This is a genomic window from Chryseobacterium salivictor (assembly GCF_004359195.1).
Lineage (GTDB): Bacteria > Bacteroidota > Bacteroidia > Flavobacteriales > Weeksellaceae > Kaistella > Kaistella salivictor.
This window is the reverse complement of sequence record NZ_CP037954.1, coordinates 1,395,629-1,421,843: the sequence shown is the minus strand read 5'-3', so window position 1 is coordinate 1,421,843 and position 26,215 is coordinate 1,395,629. Positions and strand designations below refer to the sequence as shown.

The 26,215-nt window shown below is 37.2% G+C and carries 27 protein-coding genes; 6 read left to right on the top strand and 21 right to left on the bottom strand.

Annotated elements, in window-relative coordinates:
- Positions 1–68: 68 nt before the first annotated feature.
- From NBC122_RS06625 to pdxA, 7 genes are all read right to left on the bottom strand, one after another.
- On the bottom strand, positions 69–848 hold the full coding sequence (locus NBC122_RS06625; RefSeq protein WP_133439632.1) for a glycosyltransferase family 2 protein: 780 nt from the start codon (positions 846–848) through the stop codon (positions 69–71).
- Complete coding sequence (gene rocD / locus NBC122_RS06620; protein WP_133439631.1) at positions 848–2,098, bottom strand: ornithine--oxo-acid transaminase; 1,251 nt, start codon at positions 2,096–2,098, stop codon at positions 848–850. The genes NBC122_RS06625 and rocD overlap by 1 nt, the downstream gene beginning before the upstream one ends.
- Before the next feature lie 94 nt (positions 2,099–2,192).
- Entirely contained in the window at positions 2,193–3,545 is a 1,353-nt protein-coding gene (gene accC, locus NBC122_RS06615; protein WP_133439630.1) for an acetyl-CoA carboxylase biotin carboxylase subunit, read from the bottom strand.
- A gap of 91 nt (positions 3,546–3,636) precedes the next feature.
- Positions 3,637–4,113 (bottom strand): acetyl-CoA carboxylase biotin carboxyl carrier protein, encoded by a 477-nt coding sequence (gene accB, locus NBC122_RS06610; RefSeq protein WP_133439629.1) that lies wholly within the window; start codon positions 4,111–4,113, stop codon positions 3,637–3,639.
- A 115-nt stretch (positions 4,114–4,228) separates the two neighbouring features.
- Positions 4,229–4,432 (bottom strand): 50S ribosomal protein L32, encoded by a 204-nt coding sequence (rpmF, locus tag NBC122_RS06605; protein ID WP_133439628.1) that lies wholly within the window; start codon positions 4,430–4,432, stop codon positions 4,229–4,231.
- Positions 4,433–4,507: 75 nt separating this feature from the next.
- A complete protein-coding gene (locus NBC122_RS06600; RefSeq protein ID WP_133439627.1) occupies positions 4,508–5,023 on the bottom strand; it encodes a YceD family protein in 516 nt (171 codons plus the stop codon).
- A gap of 88 nt (positions 5,024–5,111) precedes the next feature.
- Complete coding sequence (pdxA, locus tag NBC122_RS06595) at positions 5,112–6,200, bottom strand: 4-hydroxythreonine-4-phosphate dehydrogenase PdxA (RefSeq protein WP_133439626.1); 1,089 nt, start codon at positions 6,198–6,200, stop codon at positions 5,112–5,114.
- Positions 6,201–6,331: 131 nt separating this feature from the next.
- Between pdxA and NBC122_RS06590 the strand changes: the two genes are divergently transcribed.
- The 3 genes from NBC122_RS06590 (at position 6,332) to NBC122_RS06580 (ending at position 9,155) form a co-directional block, all read left to right on the top strand.
- Positions 6,332–6,928: a riboflavin synthase gene (locus tag NBC122_RS06590; RefSeq protein ID WP_133439625.1), complete on the top strand. Its 597-nt coding sequence runs from the start codon at positions 6,332–6,334 to the stop codon at positions 6,926–6,928.
- Complete coding sequence (locus NBC122_RS06585) at positions 6,915–8,387, top strand: sensor histidine kinase (RefSeq protein ID WP_133439624.1); 1,473 nt, start codon at positions 6,915–6,917, stop codon at positions 8,385–8,387. The genes NBC122_RS06590 and NBC122_RS06585 overlap by 14 nt, the downstream gene beginning before the upstream one ends.
- A gap of 72 nt (positions 8,388–8,459) precedes the next feature.
- Positions 8,460–9,155, top strand: a complete 696-nt coding sequence (locus tag NBC122_RS06580) for a tRNA1(Val) (adenine(37)-N6)-methyltransferase (protein ID WP_133439623.1) — start codon at positions 8,460–8,462, stop codon at positions 9,153–9,155.
- A 4-nt stretch (positions 9,156–9,159) separates the two neighbouring features.
- Here the strand turns inward: NBC122_RS06580 and NBC122_RS06575 are convergent, their stop codons facing one another.
- On the bottom strand, positions 9,160–9,738 hold the full coding sequence (locus NBC122_RS06575) for a DUF6759 domain-containing protein (RefSeq protein ID WP_133439622.1): 579 nt from the start codon (positions 9,736–9,738) through the stop codon (positions 9,160–9,162).
- Between the two features lie 138 nt (positions 9,739–9,876).
- Here NBC122_RS06575 and tsf point away from each other — a divergent pair, with 138 nt between their 5' ends.
- Together tsf and NBC122_RS06565 are read left to right on the top strand one after the other, a co-directional pair.
- The gene (tsf, locus tag NBC122_RS06570; RefSeq protein ID WP_133439621.1) at positions 9,877–10,701 is read left to right on the top strand and encodes a translation elongation factor Ts; all 825 of its coding nucleotides are present in this window, start codon (positions 9,877–9,879) and stop codon (positions 10,699–10,701) included.
- Between the two features lie 96 nt (positions 10,702–10,797).
- Positions 10,798–12,846 (top strand): choice-of-anchor L domain-containing protein, encoded by a 2,049-nt coding sequence (locus NBC122_RS06565; RefSeq protein ID WP_133439620.1) that lies wholly within the window; start codon positions 10,798–10,800, stop codon positions 12,844–12,846.
- Between the two features lies 1 nt (position 12,847).
- On the opposite strand, the gene fmt is transcribed toward NBC122_RS06565, so the two are convergent.
- The 5 genes from fmt to folK form a co-directional block, all read right to left on the bottom strand.
- Positions 12,848–13,795: a methionyl-tRNA formyltransferase gene (gene fmt, locus NBC122_RS06560; protein ID WP_133439619.1), complete on the bottom strand. Its 948-nt coding sequence runs from the start codon at positions 13,793–13,795 to the stop codon at positions 12,848–12,850.
- 42 nt (positions 13,796–13,837) lie between these two features.
- Positions 13,838–15,745 carry a RecQ family ATP-dependent DNA helicase gene (locus tag NBC122_RS06555; RefSeq protein ID WP_133439618.1) on the bottom strand — a complete coding sequence of 636 codons (1,908 nt, stop codon included), beginning with the start codon at positions 15,743–15,745 and terminating at the stop codon, positions 13,838–13,840.
- Positions 15,746–15,834: 89 nt separating this feature from the next.
- Positions 15,835–17,268, bottom strand: a complete 1,434-nt coding sequence (locus NBC122_RS06550) for an OmpA family protein (protein ID WP_133439617.1) — start codon at positions 17,266–17,268, stop codon at positions 15,835–15,837.
- Between the two features lie 203 nt (positions 17,269–17,471).
- Positions 17,472–18,572 carry an OmpA family protein gene (locus NBC122_RS06545; protein ID WP_133439616.1) on the bottom strand — a complete coding sequence of 367 codons (1,101 nt, stop codon included), beginning with the start codon at positions 18,570–18,572 and terminating at the stop codon, positions 17,472–17,474.
- A 10-nt stretch (positions 18,573–18,582) separates the two neighbouring features.
- Positions 18,583–19,005 (bottom strand): 2-amino-4-hydroxy-6-hydroxymethyldihydropteridine diphosphokinase, encoded by a 423-nt coding sequence (gene folK / locus NBC122_RS06540; protein WP_133439615.1) that lies wholly within the window; start codon positions 19,003–19,005, stop codon positions 18,583–18,585.
- 20 nt (positions 19,006–19,025) lie between these two features.
- On the opposite strand from folK, the gene sppA reads away from it, so the two are divergent.
- Positions 19,026–20,783 (top strand): signal peptide peptidase SppA, encoded by a 1,758-nt coding sequence (gene sppA / locus NBC122_RS06535; RefSeq protein WP_133439614.1) that lies wholly within the window; start codon positions 19,026–19,028, stop codon positions 20,781–20,783.
- 73 nt (positions 20,784–20,856) lie between these two features.
- Here sppA and NBC122_RS06530 read toward each other — a convergent pair whose 3' ends face one another.
- From NBC122_RS06530 to NBC122_RS06495, 8 genes are all read right to left on the bottom strand, one after another.
- Positions 20,857–21,111: a GlsB/YeaQ/YmgE family stress response membrane protein gene (locus NBC122_RS06530; protein WP_133439613.1), complete on the bottom strand. Its 255-nt coding sequence runs from the start codon at positions 21,109–21,111 to the stop codon at positions 20,857–20,859.
- A gap of 153 nt (positions 21,112–21,264) precedes the next feature.
- Positions 21,265–22,218 carry a signal recognition particle-docking protein FtsY gene (gene ftsY, locus NBC122_RS06525; protein ID WP_133439612.1) on the bottom strand — a complete coding sequence of 318 codons (954 nt, stop codon included), beginning with the start codon at positions 22,216–22,218 and terminating at the stop codon, positions 21,265–21,267.
- 106 nt (positions 22,219–22,324) lie between these two features.
- Entirely contained in the window at positions 22,325–22,480 is a 156-nt protein-coding gene (locus NBC122_RS06520) for a DUF4295 family protein (protein ID WP_133439611.1), read from the bottom strand.
- A 19-nt stretch (positions 22,481–22,499) separates the two neighbouring features.
- Positions 22,500–22,682 carry a 50S ribosomal protein L33 gene (gene rpmG / locus NBC122_RS06515; RefSeq protein ID WP_133439610.1) on the bottom strand — a complete coding sequence of 61 codons (183 nt, stop codon included), beginning with the start codon at positions 22,680–22,682 and terminating at the stop codon, positions 22,500–22,502.
- 6 nt (positions 22,683–22,688) lie between these two features.
- A complete protein-coding gene (rpmB, locus tag NBC122_RS06510) occupies positions 22,689–22,928 on the bottom strand; it encodes a 50S ribosomal protein L28 (RefSeq protein WP_133439609.1) in 240 nt (79 codons plus the stop codon).
- Positions 22,929–23,075: 147 nt separating this feature from the next.
- Positions 23,076–24,095: a UDP-N-acetylmuramate dehydrogenase gene (murB, locus tag NBC122_RS06505; protein ID WP_133439608.1), complete on the bottom strand. Its 1,020-nt coding sequence runs from the start codon at positions 24,093–24,095 to the stop codon at positions 23,076–23,078.
- Positions 24,096–24,098: 3 nt separating this feature from the next.
- A complete protein-coding gene (locus NBC122_RS06500) occupies positions 24,099–24,617 on the bottom strand; it encodes a DUF2199 domain-containing protein (protein WP_133439607.1) in 519 nt (172 codons plus the stop codon).
- 221 nt (positions 24,618–24,838) lie between these two features.
- On the bottom strand, positions 24,839–26,044 hold the full coding sequence (locus NBC122_RS06495) for a pyridoxal phosphate-dependent aminotransferase (RefSeq protein ID WP_133439606.1): 1,206 nt from the start codon (positions 26,042–26,044) through the stop codon (positions 24,839–24,841).
- Between the last annotated feature and the right edge of the window lie 171 nt (positions 26,045–26,215).

Here is a 26,215-nt window from a genome sequence, read left to right as displayed (position 1 = left end):
TCGCGGAAAAAAATAAAGATAAATTCGAAAATAGCTGAAAAACAAGCCCAAAAGAATAGCAAAAAATATCATCGTGCTGATTTTTTTTCCAGTTTGCTGCGTTTTATTATGCTGTATAGTTTAATGTATTTCATAAAATTATAAAAAGCCATTGTTCTTGCAATATAGAAACCCGCAAAACCATCCAGAAATCCAAGCTTAAGGAAGTAAGTTTTGAAAAATTGAAAAGGAGGATTTACGATTATTTTCAACTGGTTCACTTTTCTACCACTTTCAAACATTTTTTCGGCCATCATATCAGAATAATTATTCATTTTCGACAGATAATGATGGATGTTTCGGTAGGTGTAGTGATTAATACTTCCTTTTATAGATCCTTTGTCGTTATCGGTCATCAGATACTCGTGAATTCTGTCGGGAGAATACTTTGCCGCATTTCTTTTAAAAAATCTTTCACGGAAAACTCTTCCCCAGCCTCCATGTTCAATGAGATGCGTGCCGAGATAATTGTTAAATTTAATATCGTACACCTCAAATTTAGAATTGCCGGAATCCACAATTTTTCTGATGGACTTTTTCAACTCCTCATCTGGAATTTCATCGGCATCGAGAAAAAGCACCCATTCATTGGTACATAAATCTAAGGCATAATTTTTCTGTTCCCCGTAACCATTGAATTTTTTTTCGTAAAATTTCACTTGGGAATATTCCGAACAGCGCTCTTTGGTTTTATCTTTAGAATAACTGTCAACAACAATAATTTCATCGGCAATATCATTTACTGAATCCAGAAATCTTTTGATATTTTCTTCTTCGTTATAGGTGATAACAGCGACCGAGACTCCCATTATTTTATATACTCCAAAACGGTTTTTTCGATAATCGAAACGCAGTCCAAAAGTTGCTCTTCGGTAATCACCAAAGGCGGCGCCAATCTGATAATATTGCCATGAGTCGGTTTTGCCAGTAAGCCGTTTTCTTTTAATTTCAAACAAAGATTCCAGGCCGTAGAACTTTCCGGAGTATCATTAATGAGAATTGCATTTAATAAACCCTTCCCACGGACTTTGGTAATGAGTGAAGTTTTCGCAATCACTTTTTCAATTTCTGAACGGAAAAGATTCCCTAAAGATTCGGCTCTTTGAGAAAGCTTCTCGTCCTCTACCACATCCAGTGCAGCCATCGCAACCGCACAGGCAATCGGGTTTCCACCGAAAGTTGAACCATGTTGACCCGGTTTTATCACCTTCATAATTTCGTTGTTGGCCAAAACTGCAGAAACGGGATACATTCCGCCGGAAATGGCTTTTCCTAAAACCAAAATATCGGGTTGTACCTCTTCGTGATAACAGGCGATCAGTTTTCCGGTTCTTGCGATTCCGGTTTGTACTTCATCTGCAATGAAAAGAACATTGTATTTTTTACATAATTCCGAAGCAGCTTTTAAATAACCTGCATCCGGAACGTAAACGCCGGCTTCACCCTGGATAGGTTCCACTAAAAATGCCGCGATATTTTCCGCATCATTTTTCAGAGTTTCTTCTAAAGCACCGATATCATTATATGGAATTTTTATAAATCCCGGTGTAAAAGGACCGTAGTTTTTGCTGGCATCAGGATCGTTTGAAAAAGAAACAATAGTCGTAGTTCTTCCATGAAAATTATTTTCACATACGATAATTTTGGCCGCATTTTCAGAAATACCTTTCACTTCATAACTCCATTTCCGGGCTAATTTTACTGCTGTTTCCACTGCTTCTGCACCTGAGTTCATCGGTAAAACTTTATCAAATCCGAAAAGTAAAGTTATTTTCTTCTCATATTCTCCCAAACTTGAGTTATGGAAAGCGCGCGATGTCAAAGCCAACTTCTTCGCCTGATTTACCAAAGCACCGACAATTTTCGGATGAGAATGCCCCTGATTCACCGCGGAATATGCAGAAAGAAAATCATAGTATTTTTTACCTTCAACATCCCAGACAAAAACCCCTTCTCCCCTGTCTAAAACCACAGGAAGCGGATGATAGTTGTGGGCGCCATATTCGTTTTCTAAATCAATATAATACTGAGAATTCTTTTGTTGAGTAGCTTCTGACATTTTTTTCTTTTTACAAATTTAACGATAATAATTGAAAAGTATTGAAACAAAAACTGCCTCAAAAAGAGGCAGCTTTTGTTAAATATAAATGATATTAGTTATCAAATTTTTTATCCATTTTGAAATCTTCCATGAATTTCGTGGTATAATTTCCTGCGAGATAATCTTCGTTTTCCATTAACTGTCTATGGAAAGGAATAGTCGTTTTCACGCCCTCAATATAAAATTCCTCTAAGGCACGTTTCATTTTCGCAATCGCTTCTTCCCGTGTCTGTGCGGTGGTAATTAACTTTGCAATCATCGAATCGTAATTGGACGGAATCGAATACCCTGAATAAACATGGGTATCTACACGAATACCGTGTCCTCCCGGAATATTCAGTCCTGTGATTTTTCCCGGTGACGGCCGGAAGTCATTAAAAGGATCTTCAGCATTGATTCTACATTCAATGGAATGCAGCTTCGGGAAATAATTAATCCCTGAAATAGCAGTTCCGGACGCTAAAAGAATTTGTTCCCTAATTAAATCAAAATCTACAACCTGTTCTGTAATTGGGTGCTCTACCTGAATTCTGGTATTCATTTCCATAAAATAGAAATCACGGTTTTTATCAACCAAAAACTCGATGGTTCCTACTCCTTCATATCCGATATATTCTGCAGCTTTTACAGCAGCATCACCCATTTTCTGACGAAGTTCATCGGTCATGAACGGCGACGGAGTTTCTTCAGTTAACTTCTGATTTCTTCTTTGTACGGAACAATCTCTTTCTGATAAATGACATGCCCTTCCATACTGGTCACCAGCAATCTGGATCTCAATATGACGTGGTTCTTCAATGAGTTTTTCCATGTACATTCCGCCATTTCCGAAAGCGCCGACCGCTTCCTGGACTGCAGATTCCCAGAGCTGCTTCATATCCGCTTCTTTCCAAACGGCGCGCATTCCTTTTCCACCACCACCGGCAGTCGCTTTAATCATTACGGGGTATCCGACTTCTTTGGCGAGTTCGACAGCATGTTCGTAAGAATCAATAAGACCCTCTGAACCTGGAACGCATGGCACCCCAGCTTCTTTCATCGTTGCTTTAGCATTCGCTTTGTCACCCATTCTGTCGATCTGTTCAGGAGATGCACCAATAAATTTGATCCCGTTTTTCTGACAGATTCTGGAGAAATTTGCATTTTCTGACAAAAATCCGTAACCGGGATGAATTGCATCAGCATTGGTAATTTCCGCTGCTGAAATAATATTGGGTATTTTAAGATAAGAATCTTTGCTCATCGGCGGTCCGATACAAACTGCTTCATCAGCAAACCTCACATGGAGACTGTCCTTATCTGCAGTAGAATACACGGCAACGGTTTTAATTCCCATTTCTTTGCAGGTACGAAGAATTCGCATTGCAATTTCGCCGCGGTTGGCGATTAGTATTTTTTTGAACATCTTGTTAAGAATTTTAAATTTTGAATCTTAAATTTTAAATTATTTCAAATGAATTCTCATCTAAAATATATAATTTATCATTTAAAATTACTTAAGAAGGATCAACTAAAAATAGCGGTTGATCGTATTCTACAGGAGTTGCATCGTCTACCAGAACTTTCACTATTTTCCCGGAAACTTCAGATTCGATTTGGTTGAATAATTTCATTGCTTCAATGACACAAACTACTTTTCCTTCAGTAACTTCGTCCCCCACATTTACAAATAGATCCTTGTCTGGAGCTGGCTTTCTGTAGAACGTGCCAATCATTGGCGATTTGATGGTAATAAATTTACTGTCGTCTTCCAACGGTGCAGATGGTGCAGCAACAACTGCAGCAACTGGTGCTGAAGCAGGCGCTTGCTGCGGCGCAGTGTGATAAACTGCAGGTGAACCCATATAATTCATTTCGCTTCCTGCAAGCGGAGTTTTAATGGTGATTTCGAAATCTTTAGTTTTGTATTTTACTTCTGAAACCTCAGCTTTAGAAACAAATTTTATAAGATTTTGGATGTCTTTAATGTCCATATAATTGGTATTTGTTTATTATGTCAAAGATACTAAAAAACAATAAAAAACCACTCAAAATTGAAAAAATTGAGTGGTTTTTGTATAAAAACAGAGTTTTCATTAGATTTTAAGCCTAATTCTCTTCTGCAGTTTCTACTTCTTTTTCTATTACTACTTTCCCTCTGTAGTATAATTTACCTTCATGCCAGTGTGCTCTGTGATACAAGTGCATTTCACCTGATGTTGCATCTTTTGCCAATTGAGGAACTACTGCTTTGTAGTGTGTTCTTCTTTTATCTCTTCTTGTTGACGATTGTCTTCTCTTTGGATGTGCCATTTCTTATAATTTTTTAATTTGATGAGCGATGAGTATTTGATTTCTCAATTCTCATCATTTTAAACTATTTAATTTTTAATCTTTTAATTTTTTCAATGCTTCCCACCGTGGGTCAATTTCCGGTTCTTCTTCAATAATATCTTTTGGACTGAACTTTTCCAGAATTTCTAAATCTTCCTCTGAAAGATTAGGCGAAACTTTCTTCATTGGGATCGACAGCATCACATCTTCATAAATCAGCTGCGAAACATTGAAAGCGTGATCCGTTCTTGGAATGGTAATCACATCAATATCGCTGTCATCATATTCTTCCCCAAAATTTACCAAAACTTCAATTTCATGTGCTATCGGATAGTCAAAATGTTCGTTTGAAATATCACAAACTAAATTAACCGTCCCTGAAGTTTTAATCCAAAGCTCTAAAAAAGTAGTATGCTTATCCATAAGGACATCAGCAACTATTCTAGGCTCTGTAAATTCTTGTTCAGTATCGAAAAGTTGAAAGAACTTCTTATCTATCTCAAACCTGAACTGGTGTTTTCCGTTTTTTAGTCCCGAAAACTCAATATCGTAGTTTCTAAACTTGTCCATAAAATGAGTGTGCAAAAATATGCATTTTTTTTAATATTACAAATTAATCTTAAACAAATCTGTAGTAAATATTTTCCGGGCGTATTTACTAGGCTCGATCAACCGGCAGATCCTCATCGGGGCTGTTAGCAGAAGAGCTTCTACGCGGCTGCATCCGATTGGTTATTAAGTCATTATATTCTTTTCTGTTATTGAAGATTTTGATGGCCATGAAAATTGCCTCGGTAAAACTCTGTTCATCCGCAATATTTTTACCGGCAATATCATAAGCAACGCCATGATCGGGAGAAGTTCTGACATAAGGCAAGCCGGCGGTGTAATTTACCCCTTCTTCGTAAGCCAGTGTTTTAAACGGCGCTAAACCCTGATCATGATACATGGCCAAAACTGCATCGAAATTTTTATATTTACCAGGTTGAAAATAGCTGTCTGCAGGATAAGGTCCAAAGGCCAAAACGCCATTATCAAACAATTCTCGGATTGCCGGCTCTATGATTTCGATTTCTTCTCTGCCGATCGTTCCGCCATCGCCCGCATGCGGATTCAAACCCAACACTGCGATTTTTGGTCTTTCGATGCAGAAATCCTCAATTAAACACTGATTCAAAAGTTTGATTTGTTTTTTGATCTTCTCCTTAGAAATATTTTCCGCAACGCTGGCAAGCGGAATATGATGTGTAGAGACCGCAACTTTTAAATCATTTGTCACTAAAAACATCAGGCCTTTTTTGCCAAATTTCTCTTCCAGATAACCGGTGTGTCCTGCATGCTGAAAACCGTGTTTCATCATCTCCTCTTTGTTAATGGGAGCGGTAACCAAAACATCAATTTCACCATTTATCAAAGCATTGGTCGCGGCTTCCAAAGAATCGATTGCCATTCGGGTAGATTCTTCAGTTGGAGTGCCTAGATTTACATTCACATTGTCTTTCCAGAGATTCACCATGTTTATTTTATCGTCCTGCGCCTGTGCAACTTCTGTGATATAATTAAAATTATGCTGAAGTTTGAAAATGTTTTTCTGATAGGTAAACAGTTTTCCCGAACCAAATATAATGGGCGTAAAAAAATCGGTAATAGATTTATCTTTCAGAGATTTCATGATAATTTCCGGACCGATTCCATTGTAATCACCGATAGAAATTCCCACTTTTATTTTATATTGTTTCGGACTCATTTTTATTATCTTTGAAAATTAATAGAATTTTACAAATTTAACAAATTAGGATTAACTACTATTACTTTATTTTAATTCTAAGGAATTAATTGATTTTCAGTTCATCTTTTCTCTTAAAAAATATCAAAAACATGTTCACAGGAATTGTAGAAGCAACCGGGATTGTAGAAGCGATCAATCATAACGAAAGCAATATCGATTTTATTTTAAACTGTCCTTTCACCCAGGAATTAAAAATTGACCAAAGTCTCGCGCACAACGGCTGCTGTTTAACTGTTGTCGAAATTACAGAAACCCACTATCGGGTCACCGCCATTGATGAAACTTTAGAAAAAACGAATCTCGGCAAGTGGAAGATCGGCACTGAAGTGAATTTGGAACGGTGTTTGAAGTTCGATGGACGGCTAGATGGTCACCTGGTTCAGGGTCATGTTGACAAAACGGGTATTGTAGAGAAAATACAAGACAAAGACGGAAGTTTTCTCATCACTATCTCCTACGAAAACACCGATGAATACACAACTGTTCCGCAAGGTTCCATTACGGTAAACGGCATTAGTTTAACTGTTGCCGAGAGTGGCTCCGATGATTTTTCAGTTGCGATCATTCCCTACACTTGGGAATTCACCAATATGAAAACGCTGAAAGTGGGCGACACCGTAAATCTGGAATTCGATATCATCGGAAAATATGTTAATAAATTGATGAAAAAAAATGCCGTTCTCTAAATACAAAGGTTTTAGTTTAAGAAATAGAGTCTTCTGGGGTTTTCTGCTGATTTGCTTTCTCAGCATCACAGGCTCTTCAACTTTATCCTATTTTATTTTAAAGAACAATGCGACCGAACAAAGCAGAACCGATTTGCAGAAAAGAGCCGAATCGCTCATGTCTGCCCTCGATTACGCGGTAAGTCACACCCAGGTGCAAACCAACGATTTACCGAAAATCTTGTCCAACGCAATTTTCGAAATCGCAGATATCAACAATCAGGACATTATCATTTATGACTTGAACGGGAATTTTGTAATTTCTAATAAAGACATTAATCTTATTCCCAACAAAAAACTTTCCTTAGAAGTGATCAATCAGGTTTTGAAAAGTGACAAAAGAGTTGATTTTCAAAACTACGATCCGAAAACGGGTTCCAACGTAACCTCTTCCTATATGATTCTGAAAAACAATATGCTGGAGCCGATTGCTATTGTATATTTCCCTTATCATCACAACGATGCCTCGTATGTAAGCGTCTTCAACAAATACCTCAATTACATTTTCATTGTTAATCTTTTTGTGATTGGATTTGGAGTCTGGCTGAGCTGGATTATCTCGAATCACTTAACCAGAGCGGTCACCAAATTTTCTGACCTTATCAATAGAATCACTCTTTTCGAAAATGATCCGCAACCCATCCGCTATTACCAGAATGATGAATTGAATCAACTGGTAAAAGCCTATAATAAAATGATTCTGCAGATTAAGGAACAGAAAGAACGGCTTAGTTTTAAAGATAAAGAGGAAGCCTGGCGCGAAATGGCGAAACAGGTTGCTCATGAAGTAAAGAATCCTTTAACACCGATGAAACTGACCATTCAGAATTTTGAAAGAAAATTTGACCCGAATGACCCGAAAATATATGATAAAGTAAAACATCTGAGCAAAACAATGGTAGATCAAATTGATTTGGTTGCCACAGTTGCAAATGCTTTTTCTCAGTTTGCCCAGTTGCCCGAAAAGAATAACGAGGTTTTTAACCTTAATAAGGAAATAAAAAACATTATTAATATTTTCAGCGACGAAAAAATATATTTCCACACCAATAAAGAAAAAATAATGATCGAAATGGATAAAATATATTTGTCCAGAATCATCACCAATCTGGTTTCTAATGCGAGACAGGCAACCGATGATGAACGTGAAAATATTATTAATGTAGATGTAGAACAACGGCAAAAAAGGATTATCATCACCGTAGAAGACAATGGTGTCGGTATTTCCGAAGATCACTACAACCGGATTTTCGAACCTAATTTCACTTCAAAGTCGAGCGGAATGGGATTGGGATTAACGATGGTCCGTAAAATGGTGGAAGATTATAAAGGTGAAATCTCAGTGAAATCTGAACTTGGAAAAGGATCGACTTTTACCATTTCACTTCCAAACAACATGAAATCCGTTCAAAATAACTAAATCATCAGCGCGGGACGCAGTACAATTCCGAGCCGCTATTTTTGTGAAAAATACCAAAATCTACTACTTTCAGTGAAACCTTTTCATTTTAAACAATTCAGCATTCAGCAATCGAAAAAGGTATTTCGTGTTGGAACAGACGGTGTTTTGCTCGGTGCCGCTTCTACGGTAAACAACGCGAAAAACATTCTGGAAGTGGGTACAGGAACAGGCTTGATCTCACTGATGCTGGCCCAAAGAAATCTTCAGGCAGAAATCCATGCCATCGACATTAATGAAAATGCAGTAGCGCTCGCCGCAGAAAACTTCGAAAACTCACCATTCCAAAACAGAGTAAAGGTTTTTCTGCAGGATTATAAAAAGTTTAATTCAAAAGAAAAATACGATTTAATTGTATCGAATCCTCCTTATTTTGAAGAAAACGCGTCCCAAAAAGACATTACCGCGAGACAGCAAACTGAACTTTCCTTCGGGTTTTTAGTTGAAAAATCATCGGATTTATTATCTGAAAAAGGGTTGCTTTCGGTCATTATCCCTTTTGACTCCGGAGTATTGTTTGAAGAATATTGTTCCCAAAAATCGCTGTATTTAAACAAAAGAATACAGATTTACGGCATCAGAGATGCTAAACCTAAACGACTGATTTTAGAATTTGGACTGCAGAAAAAAGAAGCCAATCATTCAGATTTCGTCATTGAGAAATCTCCGAGAAAATATACAGACGAGTATCTGAAACTTACAGAAGAATTCCATCAATTCTCAAAATAAATTTTTATTTCGGAGCATTCAGCGTGATCACAATATCTTTTGCAATATTTTTAGCCGAAGAATATTTTGCATCGCAAACCATGGTGGTAATAGAATAACTGCCTTTTTCTACCATAATGAAGTTTTCGTTATTTGCCGGAATATTGAGGTTATAAAATTTCTTTCCGCTGAGTTTCACAATCAAATTACATTTCGACTTATTTTTGATCAGCACATAAGCGGTTTTGCTGCTGGGATCATTATTGAAAAGATGATTCAATAAATCTTCAGTTCCCTTATGGTTGGCATTCGAACCATTTTTCGCAACCTCTTTTTTTACTTCATTTTTAAGGGTCGTTTTATTGACCGGTGTAATTGTAGGTTTCGCAACTTTAGCCTGCTGAACCGGTGTTTTGTCGTTGTTCATCACCGCGAAAAGCTTCCTTTTAAACTCTGGAGTTCTGGGATGATCAGGATTGAATTTAATAAAATTGGCAATGACCTGTACATCGGTACTTTTCTCGACCTGACCGACAGTATATTTCGACTGGGCGTAAGAGAAAAATGAAATAAATAGCAATAAGAAACAGATAGATTTTCTCATCAATGAATTAATTTTTAGAATTCTACATTTTAGGAATAACGGAAAATTGTACTTTTTAGTTTGTGCGAAATTTATTATCTTTGCAACGCTTAAAAACATTAGCTAACTTAATCAATTTTTAATAAAAAAAACAAGAATATGTATACACCAGTTGCTGCAGATGTAGCTAAATTAAGAAACATTACAGGCGCAGGAATGATGGACTGCAAAAAAGCGTTGGTTGAAGCTGATGGAGATTTCGATAAAGCCATCGAAAACCTAAGAAAAAAGGGACAGAAAGTTGCAGCAAACAGAGCAGACAGAGATTCTCATGAAGGTGCAGTAATTGCGAAAGTAAACCAGGACAACACCATGGGAGCAATTATCGCTTTGAATTGTGAAACAGATTTCGTTGGAAAAAATGACAGCTTCGTAGAGTTAGCTCACGAACTGGCTGAACAGGCTATTTTCTATGCAAACAAAGAAGAATTTTTAGCTTCTGATTTCCACGGAATGACTGTTGCTGAAAAATTAATCGAGCAAACAGGAATTATCGGTGAAAAAATCGAAATCGGTGCTTTCGAAAGAATCGAAGGACCTTTCTTAGGAGCTTATATTCATGCTGGAAATAAAATTGCTGCTATTACTTCTTTATCTGCAAATGTAGATGGAGCTGCAGAAGTTGCAAAATCTGTTTCTATGCAGGTTGCTGCAATGAACCCAATCGCTTTGGATGAAACGATGGTTTCCCAGGAAACGATTGATAAAGAATTAGAAATCGAAAGAGAATTATTGACTAAAGAAGGAAAACCTGCTAACATTATCGACAATATCCTTAAAGGAAAAATGCAGAGGTTCTACAAAGACAACACTTTGGTACACCAGTCTTTCATCAAAGATTCAAGCGTATCAGTTGCTGATTATGTAAAATCAATCAACAGCGATTTGAAAGTTGTAGGATATATCAGAGCGAGCCTTACTTAATTTCCCGAACTTCATTATAATTAAAATCTCTTTCTATTTTTAGAAAGAGATTTTTTTTTCGGGTTATAAGCAGTAATTTTGTAACCATTTTTATGTATGAGAAATAATTATCTTTTAAAATATTTTTTAACGTTTGTCCTTACAATATCGATCATTTCATTAAACGCTCAATATATTTCGGTTGACACCCAAACTTACACTCCGGAACAATTGGTTAAAGAGGTATTTTTTGGAAATCAAAGTTCCAGTTGTATCTCCGTTGAAAATGTAAGTATTTCGGGATGGGATTTTGGCAATGGAAAAAAGAGCTACGGATATTTTGATCGAACGGGCAGTGCCTTTGAGATGGAGAAAGGAATTCTTCTTTCTACAGGTGATGCATTAACCGCACCAGGACCGAACGATTACATCCAAAGCGGAAATGACTCTCGTTGGATCGGAGACAGAGATTTAGAAGATGCCTTGAATGTTAGCAGTACCTATAATGCAACGATACTAGAATTTGATTTTACGGCGACTAATACCAATAGAATTAGCTTTGAATATCTCTTTGCCTCAGAGCAATATTTGGTAGATGGTAAAGGATCTCAATGTAATTTTACCGATGGATTTGCTTTTTTAATTAAAGAGGCTGGGAGTTCAGATTCGTACAGAAATCTAGCCGTAATTCCGGGCACTAACATTCCTATAAAATCTAGCACTGTAAGAGGTCCTGGAGGGTTATGCGCCGCAATTAATGAACAATATTTCGCACAATACAACCCATATGAAAGTCCAACAAATTTTAATGGCCAGACCAAAATTTTAAATGCAATTACCGATATTATTCCAGGGGTTAAGTACCATCTTAAACTCGTTATTGCCGATGAAGGAAATGGACTCTATGACTCGGCAGTTTTTCTAAAAGCCGGCAGTTTTGTGGGAATAAAAGATCTAGGAGCAGACCTTGTTATCTCTTCCCAAACGGCACTTTGTGAAGGATCTACGACACAATTAGATGCTTCGATCACCGCTCCCGGGGCAACATATCAGTGGTATAATGCCCAAGGCATCATTACTGGTGCTACCAATCCATTGTACACTGTTCGTGACGCAGGCACTTACGAGGTGTTGATCGATGACCGAGGTTGTAAATTAAAGGGGTCTATCAAAATTGAATATGCGGAAAAACCGATCTACAATCCGAACAATTCTTTTTGCAACTATAATGAAGGAAAACCTATCGCAATTTACCTTCAACAATTAAATAGCCAAATCATTTCAAATTACAAATCCTACTTTAAGGTAAAATACTATCGATATGAAACAGATGCAATTGAAGGAAACGATAATACAATCGACACCATTCAATATAGCGAAGATACAACCATTTATGTTCGTACTGAAAGTAGCGAATGCGACACACCAGTTGAAACCATTAATTTTAAAACTCCAAAGAAATCTGCGTTTCTTATAGATCAAATAATTTGTCCAAATTCGACAACAAGATTAGAAGTAGAAGACATCTTTGCTTATTACAAATGGATGCGCGAAAATGGTGAAATTATTGCTGAAGGTGATTCTGTTAATTCCATTAATAATGTTGGTATTGGTAAATATTTTGTGCAATTAAAATCTTTAAATGGCTGTTTCTTACAACAAGAAGTTAATGTATTACATTCTGAACTTCCGCAAATTACCAATGTAGAAGTCACCGGAAATACCGCCACCGTTTTTGTAAATGGCGGAAACCCACCTTATCAATATTCTTTGGATAATATTACTTTCCAGAGTTACAATACTTTGACAAATATTCCACGCGGACTCCGTAAAGTTTATGTGAAAGACGCACAGAATTGCGAAACTGTTCAAAAAGAATTTTTAATTCTCAATTTAATTAATGTCATTACGCCCAACGCAGACGGCAAAAATGACGTTTTGGACTATTCTGATTTAAGCATTAAAAAAGACGTAAAAATTGAAATCTTCGACCGCTACGGAAATCAAGTTTTTATCTCGCAGAAAACTCCTTATATCTGGGACGGAAAAATGAACGGCAGCGTTCTTCCGACCGGAACATATTGGTACATCCTAAACTGGACCGAGCCTGACACCAATTTACCGGTTTCCTATAAAGGCTGGATTTTATTAAAAAACAGAAATTAAATTAAGCCATCGAAATATGATCGAAATGCTGAAAACCATTTAAGAAATCCTTCAAAGACATTCTTTTTTTCCCTTCCAGCTGAACTTCTTGCGGGAAATAAAAACCGTCTTTTGTGAAAATTTTGAATTGATGTTTATCTATTTCTAAAGTTCCCGGAGTTTTATCATGTTCCGTCTTTTCAAATTTTCCTTTAAATATTTTTAAAAATTTTTCGTCTTCTCCAATTTTAATGGTCGTAAAAGAAGCAGGATAAGGCGACATTCCACGGATGAAATTATGAACGGTTTCTGCGTTTTGATTCCATTGAATTCGGGTGTCTTCTTTGAAAATTTTAAAAGCATTTTTTGGATGTTCCACAATCGGTTGCGGCTTCTCCTGAATTGAGTTTTCAGACAGTCCATCGAGGGTTTTTACGACGAGTTCCGCACCCATTTCCATTAAACGGTCGTGCAGTTCGCCGGCATTTTCTTCAGGTGAAATTTCGAGTTCCTGTTGCAGAAGAATATTTCCCTCATCAATTTTTTCATTAATAAAGAAAGTAGTCGCTCCCGTTTTTTTCTCACCATTAATAACGGCATAATTAATCGGAGCCGCACCACGATAATCCGGAAGCAATGAGGCGTGCAGATTAAATGTTCCCATTTCCGGCATTTCAAATAAAATCTTGGGCATCATCCGAAATGCTACCACGACAAAAACGTCGGCATTGAGTTTCTCTAGCGCTTCTAAAAATTCAGGATCTCTTAATTTCTCGGGTTGAAAAACCGGTAAGTTATTTTCAACGGCGAATTCTTTTACTGCAGACTGATGAATTTTCTGTCCGCGTCCGCTCGCTTTATCTGCAACAGTTACCACACCCACAACTTCGTGAGAGGATTGGTGAATCGCTTCTAAGGAAGTTTTTGCAAATTCCGGAGTTCCGAAAAATATAACTTTTAATGATTTCATTGAATATATAATTGAGGATATTTAATAAATAACAATTCACTTTTAATCGTGATTGTAACAGTATGTTCTAAAATTGAGCATTTTTACTTTACCTGAATCGAGCAGGTGAATCAGATTTTCTAAAATATTTTCTTTGACAAAATAATTCAGTTTAATGGAAATCTCTTCTACATTTGCAGGACCATTTTTCAAAATTTCTAAAATTTCTCTCGAAACATCCCGTCCGAAAACCGTTTCTTTCTGTTGTTCACAAACCGAGCAATGTCCGCAGTTTTTCACATTTTTCTCACCGAAATAAGATAAAATCAATTTCATTTTACAAAACTCACTATTCTGGACAAAAAATTTCATTTCCTCCCATTTCTGAATTTTGTTTTTCTGGATCTGGGCAAAAAGATTCCAGTACTTTCCTTCTATTGCCCGCTGATCTCGGTGTTTCAAAAACTTAACACTCGACAAAGCGCCATCGATATAATCCAGATGTCCCTGATGCTGCAGTTCCCGAAGTCGCTCTTTAATCAAATGAGGATCCGACTCGATTTTGGTACTCAGTGATTTTTCGCTGAACATTACTTTGTGCGTGGTGAGTCCCGAAAGAGCCCTCAATAAGAGTTCGATAAAATAGGCGTCTTTTTTTGGCAATAAATCGATTTCATCAGGCGCAATTTTTAGCTCAAGTGATGAAAGAGAATTTTGATAATTATAAAAAATAATTTCCTGATGGTGCAAAAACTGAAGAACATTTCTAATCTTTGCTAAAGACACTTTTGTAAATTTCTGAATCCTTTGAATATGAAGCTGAAATACATTTTCCGGCAAATCATTCTCAGCAATTTGAAAGGTTGAATACAAGTAAGATACAATATTCTGAAATTCTGCTTTCGACGGAATTTGATTGATTAAAATTTGATCAAAATTCTTTAATTCCTGTTCATTCCAAAGTAGAAAAGCATAGGAAACTGAGCCATCCCGACCAGCTCGGCCGATTTCCTGATAATAATTTTCTATGGATGCCGCGGGAGAAAAATGGATAATGAACCGCACATTATCTTTATCGATTCCCATCCCGAATGCATTGGTAGAGATCAAAACCTGGTTTTGACTTTGAAGCCAACGGTTTTGTTTCGCATTTTTTTCTTTTACCGGAATCCCGGCGTGAAAGAAATCGACATTCGTGATCTGATTTCGGTGAAGAAAAGCGGTAAGTTCTTCGGCTTCTTTCCGGGTTCTGACATAGATAATTCCTGATGAATTATTATATTTCAGGAGATTTCGAATTCTTTCATATTTGTCAGCAATTTCATCGGAGACAATTTTAAGATTACTTCTTCTAAAACTTTTCTGAAAGATTGCCGGGTTTTTCAGATTGAGTTTCAACTGTATTTCCTGTAAAACTTTTGGAGTCGCGGTTGCAGTTAATGCAATGCAGGGAATATTTTTTAACTGATTTCTAAAGGCTTTGATATGCTGATAACTCGGCCGGAAATCCTGCCCCCATTCCGAAATACAGTGCGCTTCGTCTACGGCAATAAATGAAATCTGAATTTCTTCTAAATTTTGAAGAAATAACCTGTTGGTTAGTCGTTCGGGAGAAATGTACAGTAATTTGGTCAAGCCGTCTTTGCAACGGTTAAAAATAATTTCGGCATCGTATTCATCCAGTTCCGACGAGAGATATTCAGCTTCAATGCCGATATTTTTCATTTGATAAACCTGATCCTTCATCAAAGCCAAAAGCGGAGATATCACCAGACAGGTTCCTTCTAAAACCAAAGCCGGAAGTTGATAACAAAGTGATTTCCCGCCACCTGTTGGGAGCAGGGCCAAGGTATCTTTGCCGGAAATAATTGAATTAATGATTGTTTCCTGCGAATCCCGAAAGGTATCGTAACCCCAAAAATGCTTTAAGGTCTGCTGTTTTAATTTTTCAAAATCCTGGCTAGAAATCATTGAGTAAAATTACTGAAATAGATGGCATAAAACAAGAAAAGCCACGGCTAACGTGGCTTTTTCTTTAGTATTTAGAAGCGCTTAGAGAATTACTTTGCTTCAAAGTAAACTCTTCTGTTCGCTCTATTTTTCCATTCCGGACATTTGGTTGCAGGATCACATTCTGGATATTTAAGGTTGGTTTCACCTCTGCCTATCGCATCTAATTTACCTGAATTCACGCCGTTTTTGATCAAATAATTTTTAACATTATTCGCTCTTCGCTCAGACAATTTCTGGTTGTAAGCATTGGTGCCTCTGGCATCTGCACCTCCGATTACATAGTAAGAACCTTCAGATGAATTAATATAATTAACTGCATTGTTCAAGATTGGAGTATTAGATGGAAGAATCCGGTCTGAATCAAAATCAAACTCAATCCCTTCCAATGTTCTGGTCTCATCAGAAACAGTAGATTTTAAATCCCATGGACAACCGTTATTTTCAACAGGTCCCGGAACAGTTACGCACTTATCATACAAGTCGATTACGCCGTCTAAATCTGCATCGAGAGCAACACCTGCACCATCAACTCTTGCCCCTAAAGGTGTATTAAGCTGTCTGTCCCAGTCATCACAAACTCCGTCATTATCAGCATCTCCTTTTTTACAAACTTCAACATCCTGGTTTTTATCAGCCAATACATCTAATTTATAATAAATTTCCTGCAATGGATCATGCCAGAAAAGGTGAGATTCGTGTCTTCCTAAATTCAATGTTGCTCCTAAGGTAATATTAATTAAGTTATCGGAAACATTATCATTTATCGTATTGGTACGTGCGCCATCAAAAGCATCATCTCCGGTCACCACATACATCCCTCTTGCTTCAAGATCTAGGGATTTTGTAGCCCGGTATTTTAAACCGGCACCGGCTTGACCAAACAAACTTCCAAACTTAAATGGTTTAACTTCTGTAACTAAACTCTGATTATAAACAGGCCCGGCATCTTGTCTGTACGCTCTATAAGCCAGCGTACCCGCGCCTGCATATCCGTGAAGCGCCCATCTAAAAGGAGATTTATTATCTATTCTTCTCAAAAGATTTGAAAAGTTAACATCCCCGATAATAGAAAGCGCATCATATTGTGTTCTTGCTCCATCACCACTTGGTGAAGCAACATGATCTTTTGTATTTACAAATCCCTGTCTTGATTCCCCTTTATCATACTGAAGTTTAAGACCAAAAGCATGGGTAATTGCTTTGTCAACACTTAAGTAAGCAGACCAACCAAAAAGATTTTTTCCCGCTCCGTAACTTTTGATGGAAGTAAGGTCAGACGATTGCATCAGTGGAACCCCAGCACCAGCCGACACAGCCCAGTCATTAAATCTTTTTGACTCTTGCGTAAAAGGTGATACTGTTGCCGATCCTGAAGTATAAGGATTAGGATAATTACCAGTGGAACTGGTAATGGAATCCTGCGCAAAAACCGCTGTAGGCAATACGAGCGCTAATGCAATACTTGTTAAATTTAGTTTCATATCGTTTGTTTTTTTTTAAGTTTATAAATATCCGTTTTTAGTAATGATGCAAAAATTTAACGCGGAGATTTTACAAAAATGTTATTTGTAAACACAATTTTTTCACATTATTTTTAAGCTCTCCAAGCCTTTTTACATATTAATATTGGATACTCAATTAATAAGGTAGCTTCATTGTTGTCAGATACAACATTTAATTCTTTTTATTTTGGATTCACATTAATTGGGCAGCCGTTATTCTCAACCGGCCCCGGCACAGTGACACATTTATCATACAGATCGATGACGCCGTCCAGATCCATATCCAAAGCAACACCAGCTCCATCCACTCTCGCTCCTGCAGGAGTACCAAGCTGTCTGTCCCAATCGTCACAAACCCCATCATTGTCTAAATCACCTTTTTCACATACTACAAAATCCGTTGCAGCATGATCTAAAACATATATTCTGTTATTAATATTCTGCAAAGGATCAAACCATGCGAGATGAGTATCATATTTTCCTAATTTAAAAGATAATCCCAGGTTAACGCTGAACATATTATCAGAGGAACCAGATTTTATCGCATTATAGGGCGGGCGGGAATTTCTTGCGTAACCACCGCCATCGAAAGAGTCGTCACCGGAAAAAATATACATTGCTCTGGCTTCAATATCAATCAGTTTAGAAGCATTGTATTTCACGCCCGTTCCAACTTGGAAAAAAAAACTGTCGAAGCCTAATTTTTGATCGATTTCGATAGGGATTCTGTTTGGGGTCGTACTCCATCTCGACATATCATTATCTAATAACAAGGTGTTATACGCTTGAAGACCAACTCCGCCGTAACCATGCAAAGCCCATCTATAAGGCGAATGATTATCGGTACGACGCATTAAATTAGAAAAATTAATATCACCTAAGACAGAAACCTGATGATATTTTGTGTAAGCAGTGGCCACGCCTGCGGCTACTCCTGCAGCTCCTGGTAACAGGGCTTTTTGATTGGTCTTACCCGTTTGATAAAGCAAACTCAATCCGAAGGTATGAGAAATCTGTTTATCTAAACTTCCGTAAGCATTCCAACCAAAATCAACTTTGCCATCGTAAAAGGAATTAACGTCTGCACTATGCATAAATGCACCTCCACCCCCTACTGAAACAGACCAGTCACGAAACATCCTTGATGAATTATCAAAAGGTTTGATGTTTGCGGATCCGGAGGAATAAGCGTTGGGATAATTCCCAAGAGTGTCGGCAACAGAATTCTTCTGCGCGCAAAAAGCAATGGGTATTGCTAGTGCTAATAATAAATTTAATTTCATATTGTTGTTTTTAGTGTTTCGATAGCTCACCTAACAATTTCCTAGAAAATTCACGTTGATATAAATGCTTGTGATGCGGAATTTTTAATTCCTTACAACAGAAATTGAGATTACCGAAAAACACTACATCTATATCGATTACTCTGTCTTGGTACTCTCCTGAAATCAATGTATCATCGCACCTTCCCATCTGTCTCTCAATTAATTTCACATAATTTAAGAGTTTTATAGGAGAAAATTGTGTTTTTATTACTAATGCAATATTACAAAAAATATTATTACTAACAAACTCTACAGGGTCGGTAATCAAGACCTCACTTTTCCTTAAAACCTCACCAATCTCTTCCTCTATTCTAAGGAGGGCTACCCCAATATTATGTTCAGGATTTCCTAAATTGCTTCCGAGTAACAAAGTGACCTCATGTTGCGACATATCGTAGAAATATTTAAATTATGAAGAGTTTTTTTAAAAATGTTATGGCAAATATAGTGGCTATTATTATTATAGCCGCCGTGTTTTCACTGTTTTTAATAATGATGATTGCAGCAAGCGCATTAAGCGGTGAACAAAAACCTAACATTAAAGACAATACTATACTCACCCTTGATTTTAAAACCAACATCATCGATAGCCCTACGGAAGATCAGAATGAGATGTTTGCCTTTGGTGATAAGCCGAAAAATATTTTAATATTCGATATGCTTGAGGCCATTAAAAAAGCAAAATCTGATGATAAAATCAAAGGGATAAGTATCGAGACTGATGGAATCCATGCTGGCCTTACTCAGTTGGATGACATTCGCGGCGCTCTGCAAGATTTTAAGAAAAGTGGAAAATTCGTCTATGCTTACGGCAATGTGGTTTCCCAGGCCGCTTATTATCTTGGTTCCGTTGCTGACCAATACATTCTAAATCCGGCTGGCGGAATCGATTTAAAAGGATTATCAACCGAAGTTTTATACATGAAAAGCTTCGCCGATAAATACGGAATCGGAATAGAAATCATCAGACACGGAAAATACAAATCCGCTGTAGAACCATTTATGAGAGATGATATGTCGCCGGAAAACAAAGAACAGCTTTCAACTTTATTAAATGATATCTGGTCCGTCAATTCACAGAAAATCGCCAGTTCACGGAAAATTGATCCTGCACAGTTCAAAACAGTTGTTGACAGTCTTTATGGAGCAATTCCTGATCTTAGTTTAACTTATAAATTAGCAGATAAGTTAATGCAGAAAAGCGAGTACGATCAAATGATTAAAACAAAACTGAATCTGGCAAAAAAAGACAAACTCACCAAAGTATCATTTAAAAAATACATCCACTCTTTCAGTGACGACTCTTCTAAAAAAGAGGACCAGATTGCAGTACTTTACGCATCCGGAGCAATCTATAACGGCGAAGGATACCAAAATATCTATGCAGATAATTTCGTAAAAGAAATAAAAAAAATAGCAGATAATGACAAAGTAAAAGCAGTCGTCCTCAGAATAAACTCTCCCGGCGGAAGCGCAAACGCGTCTGATGAAATCCTGTTCGAACTGGAACAGATGAAAAAGAAAAAACCCATTACAGTCTCTTTCGGTGATTACGCTGCCTCAGGTGGATACTACATTGCGATGGCCGCAGATAAAATCTACTCCGAACCAAATACCTTGACTGGGTCTATCGGAGTATTCGGGATGATTCCTTACTTTAAAGAAGCTGCAAACAAAAACGGCCTAACATCTCACCCGGTCACTACCAATGCGAATTCTAATATGTACTCCTTCGTAAACGGGGTTACTCCAGGTGGCGTAACCATTTTAACCAAAAGCGTAGAAAAAACGTATAAACGATTTGTACATTTTGTAACAGAAAACCGCAAAAAGTCATTTGCCCAAATTGATGAAATCGGTGGCGGAAGAGTCTGGAGCGGAAGCCGTGCGAAGGAAATCGGTCTGGTTGATGAATTGGGCACATTACAGGATGCGATCAATTTCGCAGCACAAAAAGCAAAGCTGAAAGATTATAGCGTAACTGCTTACCCAAAGAAAATGAGCCAGTTCGAGCAACTATTTAAAAATCTGGATGAAGATGAAATTTCTGCAAGAGTGATTAAAAATAAAATCGGCACAGAAAATTACAGACTATTTGAACAAATAACCAATCCGAAATTACAGCAGGGCGTAATGATGAAAATGCCTTTTGAAATTAAAATTGATTAAATCCTTTAGGGAAATCTAACAAAAAATCCCGCTCTGAAAATCAGAGCGGGATTTTAAATTTTTAGTTATTTGGTTAACCTCGTTTGGTGGCCATTCCGTAAATCCACAAAACAATTAAGGCACCTGCAACAGCCAAAAACATACTTCCGATGTTGAATCCTGTTACATCACCCAAACCTAAGAGCTGGCCGACAAATGCACCGACATAAGCACCTATGATTCCTAGTACAATGGTGAGTAACCAACCCATTCCCTGATTCCCCGGCATAATGAATTTTGCAATAGCTCCTGCGATAAGACCAAAAATGATCCAAGTTAAAATTCCCATAGTTTTAAAATTTTTAATGTTAATATTAAGTAATTATTATTGTTGACTAAATATCAAACATAAGACCAAAATGATATAAATCATATAAATTGGCTCTAAAAATAAAAATTTACTAATTAAAACACATTGGATTCAAACTACATCACCTATACTTTACCTTTTTTTAAAGAAAGAATCTACAAATTCAGCTCCGTTAAAGAACTGTAAATCAGTCATCTTTTCACCAACGCCGATATATTTTACAGGAATTTGAAACTGATCAGAAATCCCGATCACCACTCCTCCTTTCGCAGTACCATCGAGTTTTGTTACGGCTAAGGCATTAACTTCCGTTGCGGCTGTAAACTGCTTTGCCTGCTCAAAAGCATTTTGTCCGGTAGAACCGTCCAAAACCAAAAGAATCTCGTGAGGAGCATCAGGAATTACTTTCTGCATCACTCTTTTGATCTTCGTCAGTTCGTTCATCAGATTCACTTTGTTATGCAAACGACCGGCAGTATCTATAATAACGACATCTGCCTGATTGGCCACCGCACTTTGCACCGTATCAAAAGCCACAGATGCAGGATCGCTGCCCATATTCTGTTTCACAATCGGCACACCAACTCTTTCGCTCCAAATCGTTAATTGTTCTGTTGCCGCTGCCCGGAAAGTATCTGCAGCACCCAGTACTACTTTTTTCCCTTCCGATTTAAACTGGTGCGCCAATTTCCCGATTGTCGTGGTTTTTCCCACTCCATTAACGCCGACAACCATTATGACATAAGGTTTTTTCGTTTCATCAATATTTCCGGTTCCGGCGTGCGGGTTTTCCAGAAGTAAACCGGTAATTTCTTCACGAAGAATCTGATCGAGTTCATCGGTTCCTACAAATTTATCTCTTGCAACACGCTGCTCAATTCTTTCAATGATTTTAATGGTGGTAGATGCACCAACATCCGAGGCGATAAGAATTTCTTCGAGATGATCCAAAACATCTTCATCAACGGTACTTTTCCCAACAACTGCTTTAGAAATTTTCTCGAAAAAACCTTGACTGGATTTTTCTAAACCTTTATCTAAAGATTCCTTCTCCTCCTTTTTGAATATTTTTTTATACCAACTCATTATAAAAATTACAAATTTGAATTAAACATTTGCCACTGGCAAACAAAGATAAAATAAAAAAACTATCCATTTAGGATAGTTTTATATATTCTCGTGTGAGTGAAAATTATTTTTTCAAATAAGCATCAACTTCATCAGCGTTCATTACTTTCTCATCGAAAACGTAAGCTCCACTTTTAGCAGACTTTACCATTTTCACAACTTTGGTCATTTTTTTTGAACCTGCACCACCTTGAAGTGTTGCTACTACTTTTTTTGCCATTTTTTATTCCTTTAAAAAATTACTTAATTTCTTTGTGAACAGTATATTTCTTCAGTACAGGGTTGAATTTTCTCAACTCTAATCTCTCAGTAGTGTTCTTCTTGTTTTTAGTAGTGATGTATCTTGACATTCCTGCTACTCCGGTTTCTTTATGCTCTGTGCACTCCAAAATCACCTGTACTCTATTCCCTTTTTTTGCCATGATTTCTTATTTTTTAATGAAACCACTTCTGGTCCCTCTTACAATTGCTTCTTCAATCCCTATTCTATTGATAATTCTCAATCCGTGAGCTGAAACTTTTAAAGTTACAGATTTCTCTTGCTCCGGAAGGTAAAATTTCTTTTCCAATAAGTTAATTTCAAAACGACGCTTCGTTTTGTTATTAGCGTGAGAAACATTGTTTCCTACCATGGCACGCTTTCCTGTTATTTGGCAAATTCTTGACATATCTCGACGTTCTTATTTCTGAATAAATATTTGAGAGTGCAAAATAACGAAGAATATTTTAGTTAGACAAATAATATTGTAAATTATTTCAAAGAAAATTCAATCTTCTGCACTGCTATTATCGGTAACGGGAAATTCCTTTTAGTATTAAACAATATTTACCTCTCTTTCCAACTCAATCCCGAATTTTTCTTTTACCGAATCAATGATCTTCGTAGAAAAATCATAAATTTCTTTTCCAGTCGCATTTCCTGTTGCATTCACAATCACCAGAGCCTGCAATTGATGTGAAGCCACATTCCCTATTTGCTTCCCTTTCCAGCCGCACTGTTCGATCAGCCAGCCCGCCGGAATCTTCACCAAATCCCCATTTGGATAATTCGGTATTTCCGGATATCTTTTCTGAACTTCTAAAAACTGCACCATCGGAACCGAAGGATTTTTAAAAAAACTACCCGCATTTCCGATCAGTTTCGGATCCGGTAATTTACTTTGTCTGATATTAATAACAGCTTTAGAAACATCCTGAATCGTTGGATTTTCAATTCCCGATTTTTTTAACTCAGATTGTATTGCGCCGTATTCTGTTTTGATGAAATGGTCTTTTCGGGTCAGTTTAAAAGTCACTTCCAGAATAACATATTTCCCTTTTCCTTCTCTTTTAAAAATAGATTCCCTGTAACCGAAACGGCATTTTTCATGATTGAATTCTTCTACTTCCAAAGTCCCCAAATTCAATACTTTACAACTCACGAAAGTATCCTTAATCTCCGTCCCGTAAGCTCCGATATTCTGCATCGGTGACGTCCCAACATTACCGGGAATCAATGATAAATTTTCTAAACCCCCGTAATTTTTGCCCAAACTGTACTGAACAAACTCATGCCAGTTCTCCCCCGCTTTTGAAGTTACCAGAACCTCATTCTCATTGATAATTTCTTCTGAAACACCTTTCAAATCTAATTGAATGACAACTCCATCAAAATTTTGGGTAAATAAAATATTGCTTCCACCACCGAGGAAAAGCATGGGGAGTGATTGGGTTTTTGAGTGATTGATTGCCTCCAAAAGTTCGCCTGAAGAAGTAACTTCTGCGAAAAATCTGGCGGACACATCAACGCCGAAAGTGTTGTGATTTTTTAAAGAAAAATTTTGTTGAATCTTCATATTTTATTTCGGACTGTTGGAGAGCATATTATGAATTCTTTTTTCGGCCTCTTCTTTGGTAATTCCATGGTAAAAATCGTGCACAAAAGGATGATCAAAATCTAAATGTGGATAAATTTCCGGCCTTTGATTTCCACTTTTGGTTTTTACATCCATTGGAATGCTTTTTTCAAATTTGTAATCCGGAAGGGCATTGCTCAACCATCCAAAATAGAGGGTTTCGTGATTTTCATTATTGAAATTTGCGGCATAATCCTCATAACTTTCTTCGCTTAAAGAAACCCAAAGACCATATTCCAAATAAAGAGCCGATTTTGCAATCTTCTGTTTCAGCACCACCCGAATAAACCGGTCAGTTCGGTCCGGATATTCAATCGTACAGAAATCTGAATCGATATGAACAGGATAACTGTTTTTTTGTTCCTCCGTAAGCCAATGATAAGAATTGGGATAAGCAAAAGTGAGCGCCGGATAGTCGTGATGAATCTCACCACAAACTGAACATTTATATTTTGAATTCATTATTTAAGTTAATATCATTATTAAATAAAAACGTTCTGCAAATTTACTAAAATTTAAAACGCTTTATTTTTTCAATGTTAATTTTAATCGACGAAATTTATATTAATTTAGTCAACACATTCGACGCAATTTACTTATAAAGCAACTATCTTGATTTTAAGATTAATCAAAAAAGCCACGAATACAATAAATATTCGTGGCTTTTATTTATTTTAAAAACATTACAGACCGAATTCAATCTTATATTTTTGAAGCGCGTCATTCAACAATTCCACACTTCTGCGCAAGTCAGCTTCTTTCAAAACATATGCAATTCTCACCTGTTTTTTACCCAATTCCGGATTGCTGTAAAAACCGCTCATCGGCGCGACCATAATAGTTTCGTTGTTATGAGAATAGCTTTCCAGCAACCATTGCGCAAATTTATCGGTATCATCTACCGGAAGTTCCACCGCACAGTAAAATGCTCCTTTCGGCTTCGGACAAATCACGCCCGGAATTCCGTTGAGTAAATCAACCAAAACATTTCTGCGGTGCGTATATTCTGCACGGACTTTCAAAATATATTCTGTATCATTGACGTGAGCCGCAGCCGCTGCAATCTGTCCCAAAAGAACCGGACTTAATCTCGCCTGCGCAAAAAGCATCGCAGCATCATGAATTTCTTTCGAACGGGTCACCATAAAACCGATTCTTGCACCACACATTGAATATCTTTTGGACTCAGAATCGATGATCACACAGTTTTCTGCAATTTCGGGGAAATCAAACATTGAAACCTGCTGTTTTCCATCGTACACATATTCTCTGTAAACCTCATCGGAAATAATCACAATATCGTGTTTCAAAGCAATATCTGCCAACTTCTGCAACTCTTCTCTGGTATAAAGATACCCTGTTGGATTCCCGGGATTACAAATTAAAATCGCTCTTGTTTTCGGTGTGATTTTTTTCTCAAAATCTTCAATCGGCGGCAAGGAAAATCCACTGTCGATGGTAGAAGAAACCGCGACAACATTTACATTGAAAGTATTGGTAAACCCATTATAATTCGCATAATAAGGCTCAGGAATAATAATTTCATCACCATCATCACACAACGTAGAAATCGCAAAATTCAACGCTTCAGAACCACCGTTGGTCACGATGAAATTATCGGTCGTCAAATCGGTAAATCCTAAAGAATGATAATAATCCTTCAGCGCTGTTCTGTAATCCAGATTGCCTTCGGAAAGTGCATATTCAAAAATCTTTAAATCATTGTTTTTCACAGCATCCAAAGCAGATTGCGGTGTTTCGATATCGGGCTGACCAATATTCAAATGATACACTTTTATTCCTTTCTGTTTTGCTTGCAACGCGTAAGGAACCAGTTTTCTTACCGGCGATGCAGGCATATGCTGCGCTCTGTGAGATATTTTTGGCATTATGATATATTTTTTACAAAATTAAGAATTTTTTTGGAGCAGGACGATTTTTACTTCTGTGAGGTTTCGGTCCGGCTCTCCGTTACAATCTTTTTTTTCCACGCCCCGGCCAATGTTAAAAAAAAAAGGATTTCCTCTGCGATCCGGGCTAGAAGTTCAGGCGGTTTGTTT

Coding starts and splice junctions, on each gene's coding strand:
- murB (WP_133439608.1), bottom strand. CDS start 24,095: ATGAAGATTCAACAAAATTTTTCTTTAAAAAATCACAACACTTTCGGC.
- tsf (WP_133439621.1), top strand. CDS start 9,877: ATGTATACACCAGTTGCTGCAGATGTAGCTAAATTAAGAAACATTACA.
- rpmB (WP_133439609.1), bottom strand. CDS start 22,928: ATGTCAAGAATTTGCCAAATAACAGGAAAGCGTGCCATGGTAGGAAAC.
- NBC122_RS06530 (WP_133439613.1), bottom strand. CDS start 21,111: ATGGGAATTTTAACTTGGATCATTTTTGGTCTTATCGCAGGAGCTATT.
- sppA (WP_133439614.1), top strand. CDS start 19,026: ATGAAGAGTTTTTTTAAAAATGTTATGGCAAATATAGTGGCTATTATT.
- accB (WP_133439629.1), bottom strand. CDS start 4,113: ATGGACATTAAAGACATCCAAAATCTTATAAAATTTGTTTCTAAAGCT.
- NBC122_RS06625 (WP_133439632.1), bottom strand. CDS start 848: ATGGGAGTCTCGGTCGCTGTTATCACCTATAACGAAGAAGAAAATATC.
- NBC122_RS06565 (WP_133439620.1), top strand. CDS start 10,798: ATGAGAAATAATTATCTTTTAAAATATTTTTTAACGTTTGTCCTTACA.
- NBC122_RS06590 (WP_133439625.1), top strand. CDS start 6,332: ATGTTCACAGGAATTGTAGAAGCAACCGGGATTGTAGAAGCGATCAAT.
- accC (WP_133439630.1), bottom strand. CDS start 3,545: ATGTTCAAAAAAATACTAATCGCCAACCGCGGCGAAATTGCAATGCGA.
- NBC122_RS06545 (WP_133439616.1), bottom strand. CDS start 18,572: ATGAAATTAAATTTATTATTAGCACTAGCAATACCCATTGCTTTTTGC.
- ftsY (WP_133439612.1), bottom strand. CDS start 22,218: ATGAGTTGGTATAAAAAAATATTCAAAAAGGAGGAGAAGGAATCTTTA.
- NBC122_RS06495 (WP_133439606.1), bottom strand. CDS start 26,044: ATGCCAAAAATATCTCACAGAGCGCAGCATATGCCTGCATCGCCGGTA.
- fmt (WP_133439619.1), bottom strand. CDS start 13,795: ATGAAATCATTAAAAGTTATATTTTTCGGAACTCCGGAATTTGCAAAA.
- NBC122_RS06520 (WP_133439611.1), bottom strand. CDS start 22,480: ATGGCAAAAAAAGTAGTAGCAACACTTCAAGGTGGTGCAGGTTCAAAA.
- NBC122_RS06600 (WP_133439627.1), bottom strand. CDS start 5,023: ATGGACAAGTTTAGAAACTACGATATTGAGTTTTCGGGACTAAAAAAC.
- pdxA (WP_133439626.1), bottom strand. CDS start 6,200: ATGAGTCCGAAACAATATAAAATAAAAGTGGGAATTTCTATCGGTGAT.
- NBC122_RS06575 (WP_133439622.1), bottom strand. CDS start 9,738: ATGAGAAAATCTATCTGTTTCTTATTGCTATTTATTTCATTTTTCTCT.
- rpmF (WP_133439628.1), bottom strand. CDS start 4,432: ATGGCACATCCAAAGAGAAGACAATCGTCAACAAGAAGAGATAAAAGA.
- folK (WP_133439615.1), bottom strand. CDS start 19,005: ATGTCGCAACATGAGGTCACTTTGTTACTCGGAAGCAATTTAGGAAAT.
- NBC122_RS06555 (WP_133439618.1), bottom strand. CDS start 15,745: ATGATTTCTAGCCAGGATTTTGAAAAATTAAAACAGCAGACCTTAAAG.
- NBC122_RS06500 (WP_133439607.1), bottom strand. CDS start 24,617: ATGAATTCAAAATATAAATGTTCAGTTTGTGGTGAGATTCATCACGAC.
- rpmG (WP_133439610.1), bottom strand. CDS start 22,682: ATGGCAAAAAAAGGGAATAGAGTACAGGTGATTTTGGAGTGCACAGAG.
- rocD (WP_133439631.1), bottom strand. CDS start 2,098: ATGTCAGAAGCTACTCAACAAAAGAATTCTCAGTATTATATTGATTTA.
- NBC122_RS06550 (WP_133439617.1), bottom strand. CDS start 17,268: ATGAAACTAAATTTAACAAGTATTGCATTAGCGCTCGTATTGCCTACA.
- NBC122_RS06585 (WP_133439624.1), top strand. CDS start 6,915: ATGCCGTTCTCTAAATACAAAGGTTTTAGTTTAAGAAATAGAGTCTTC.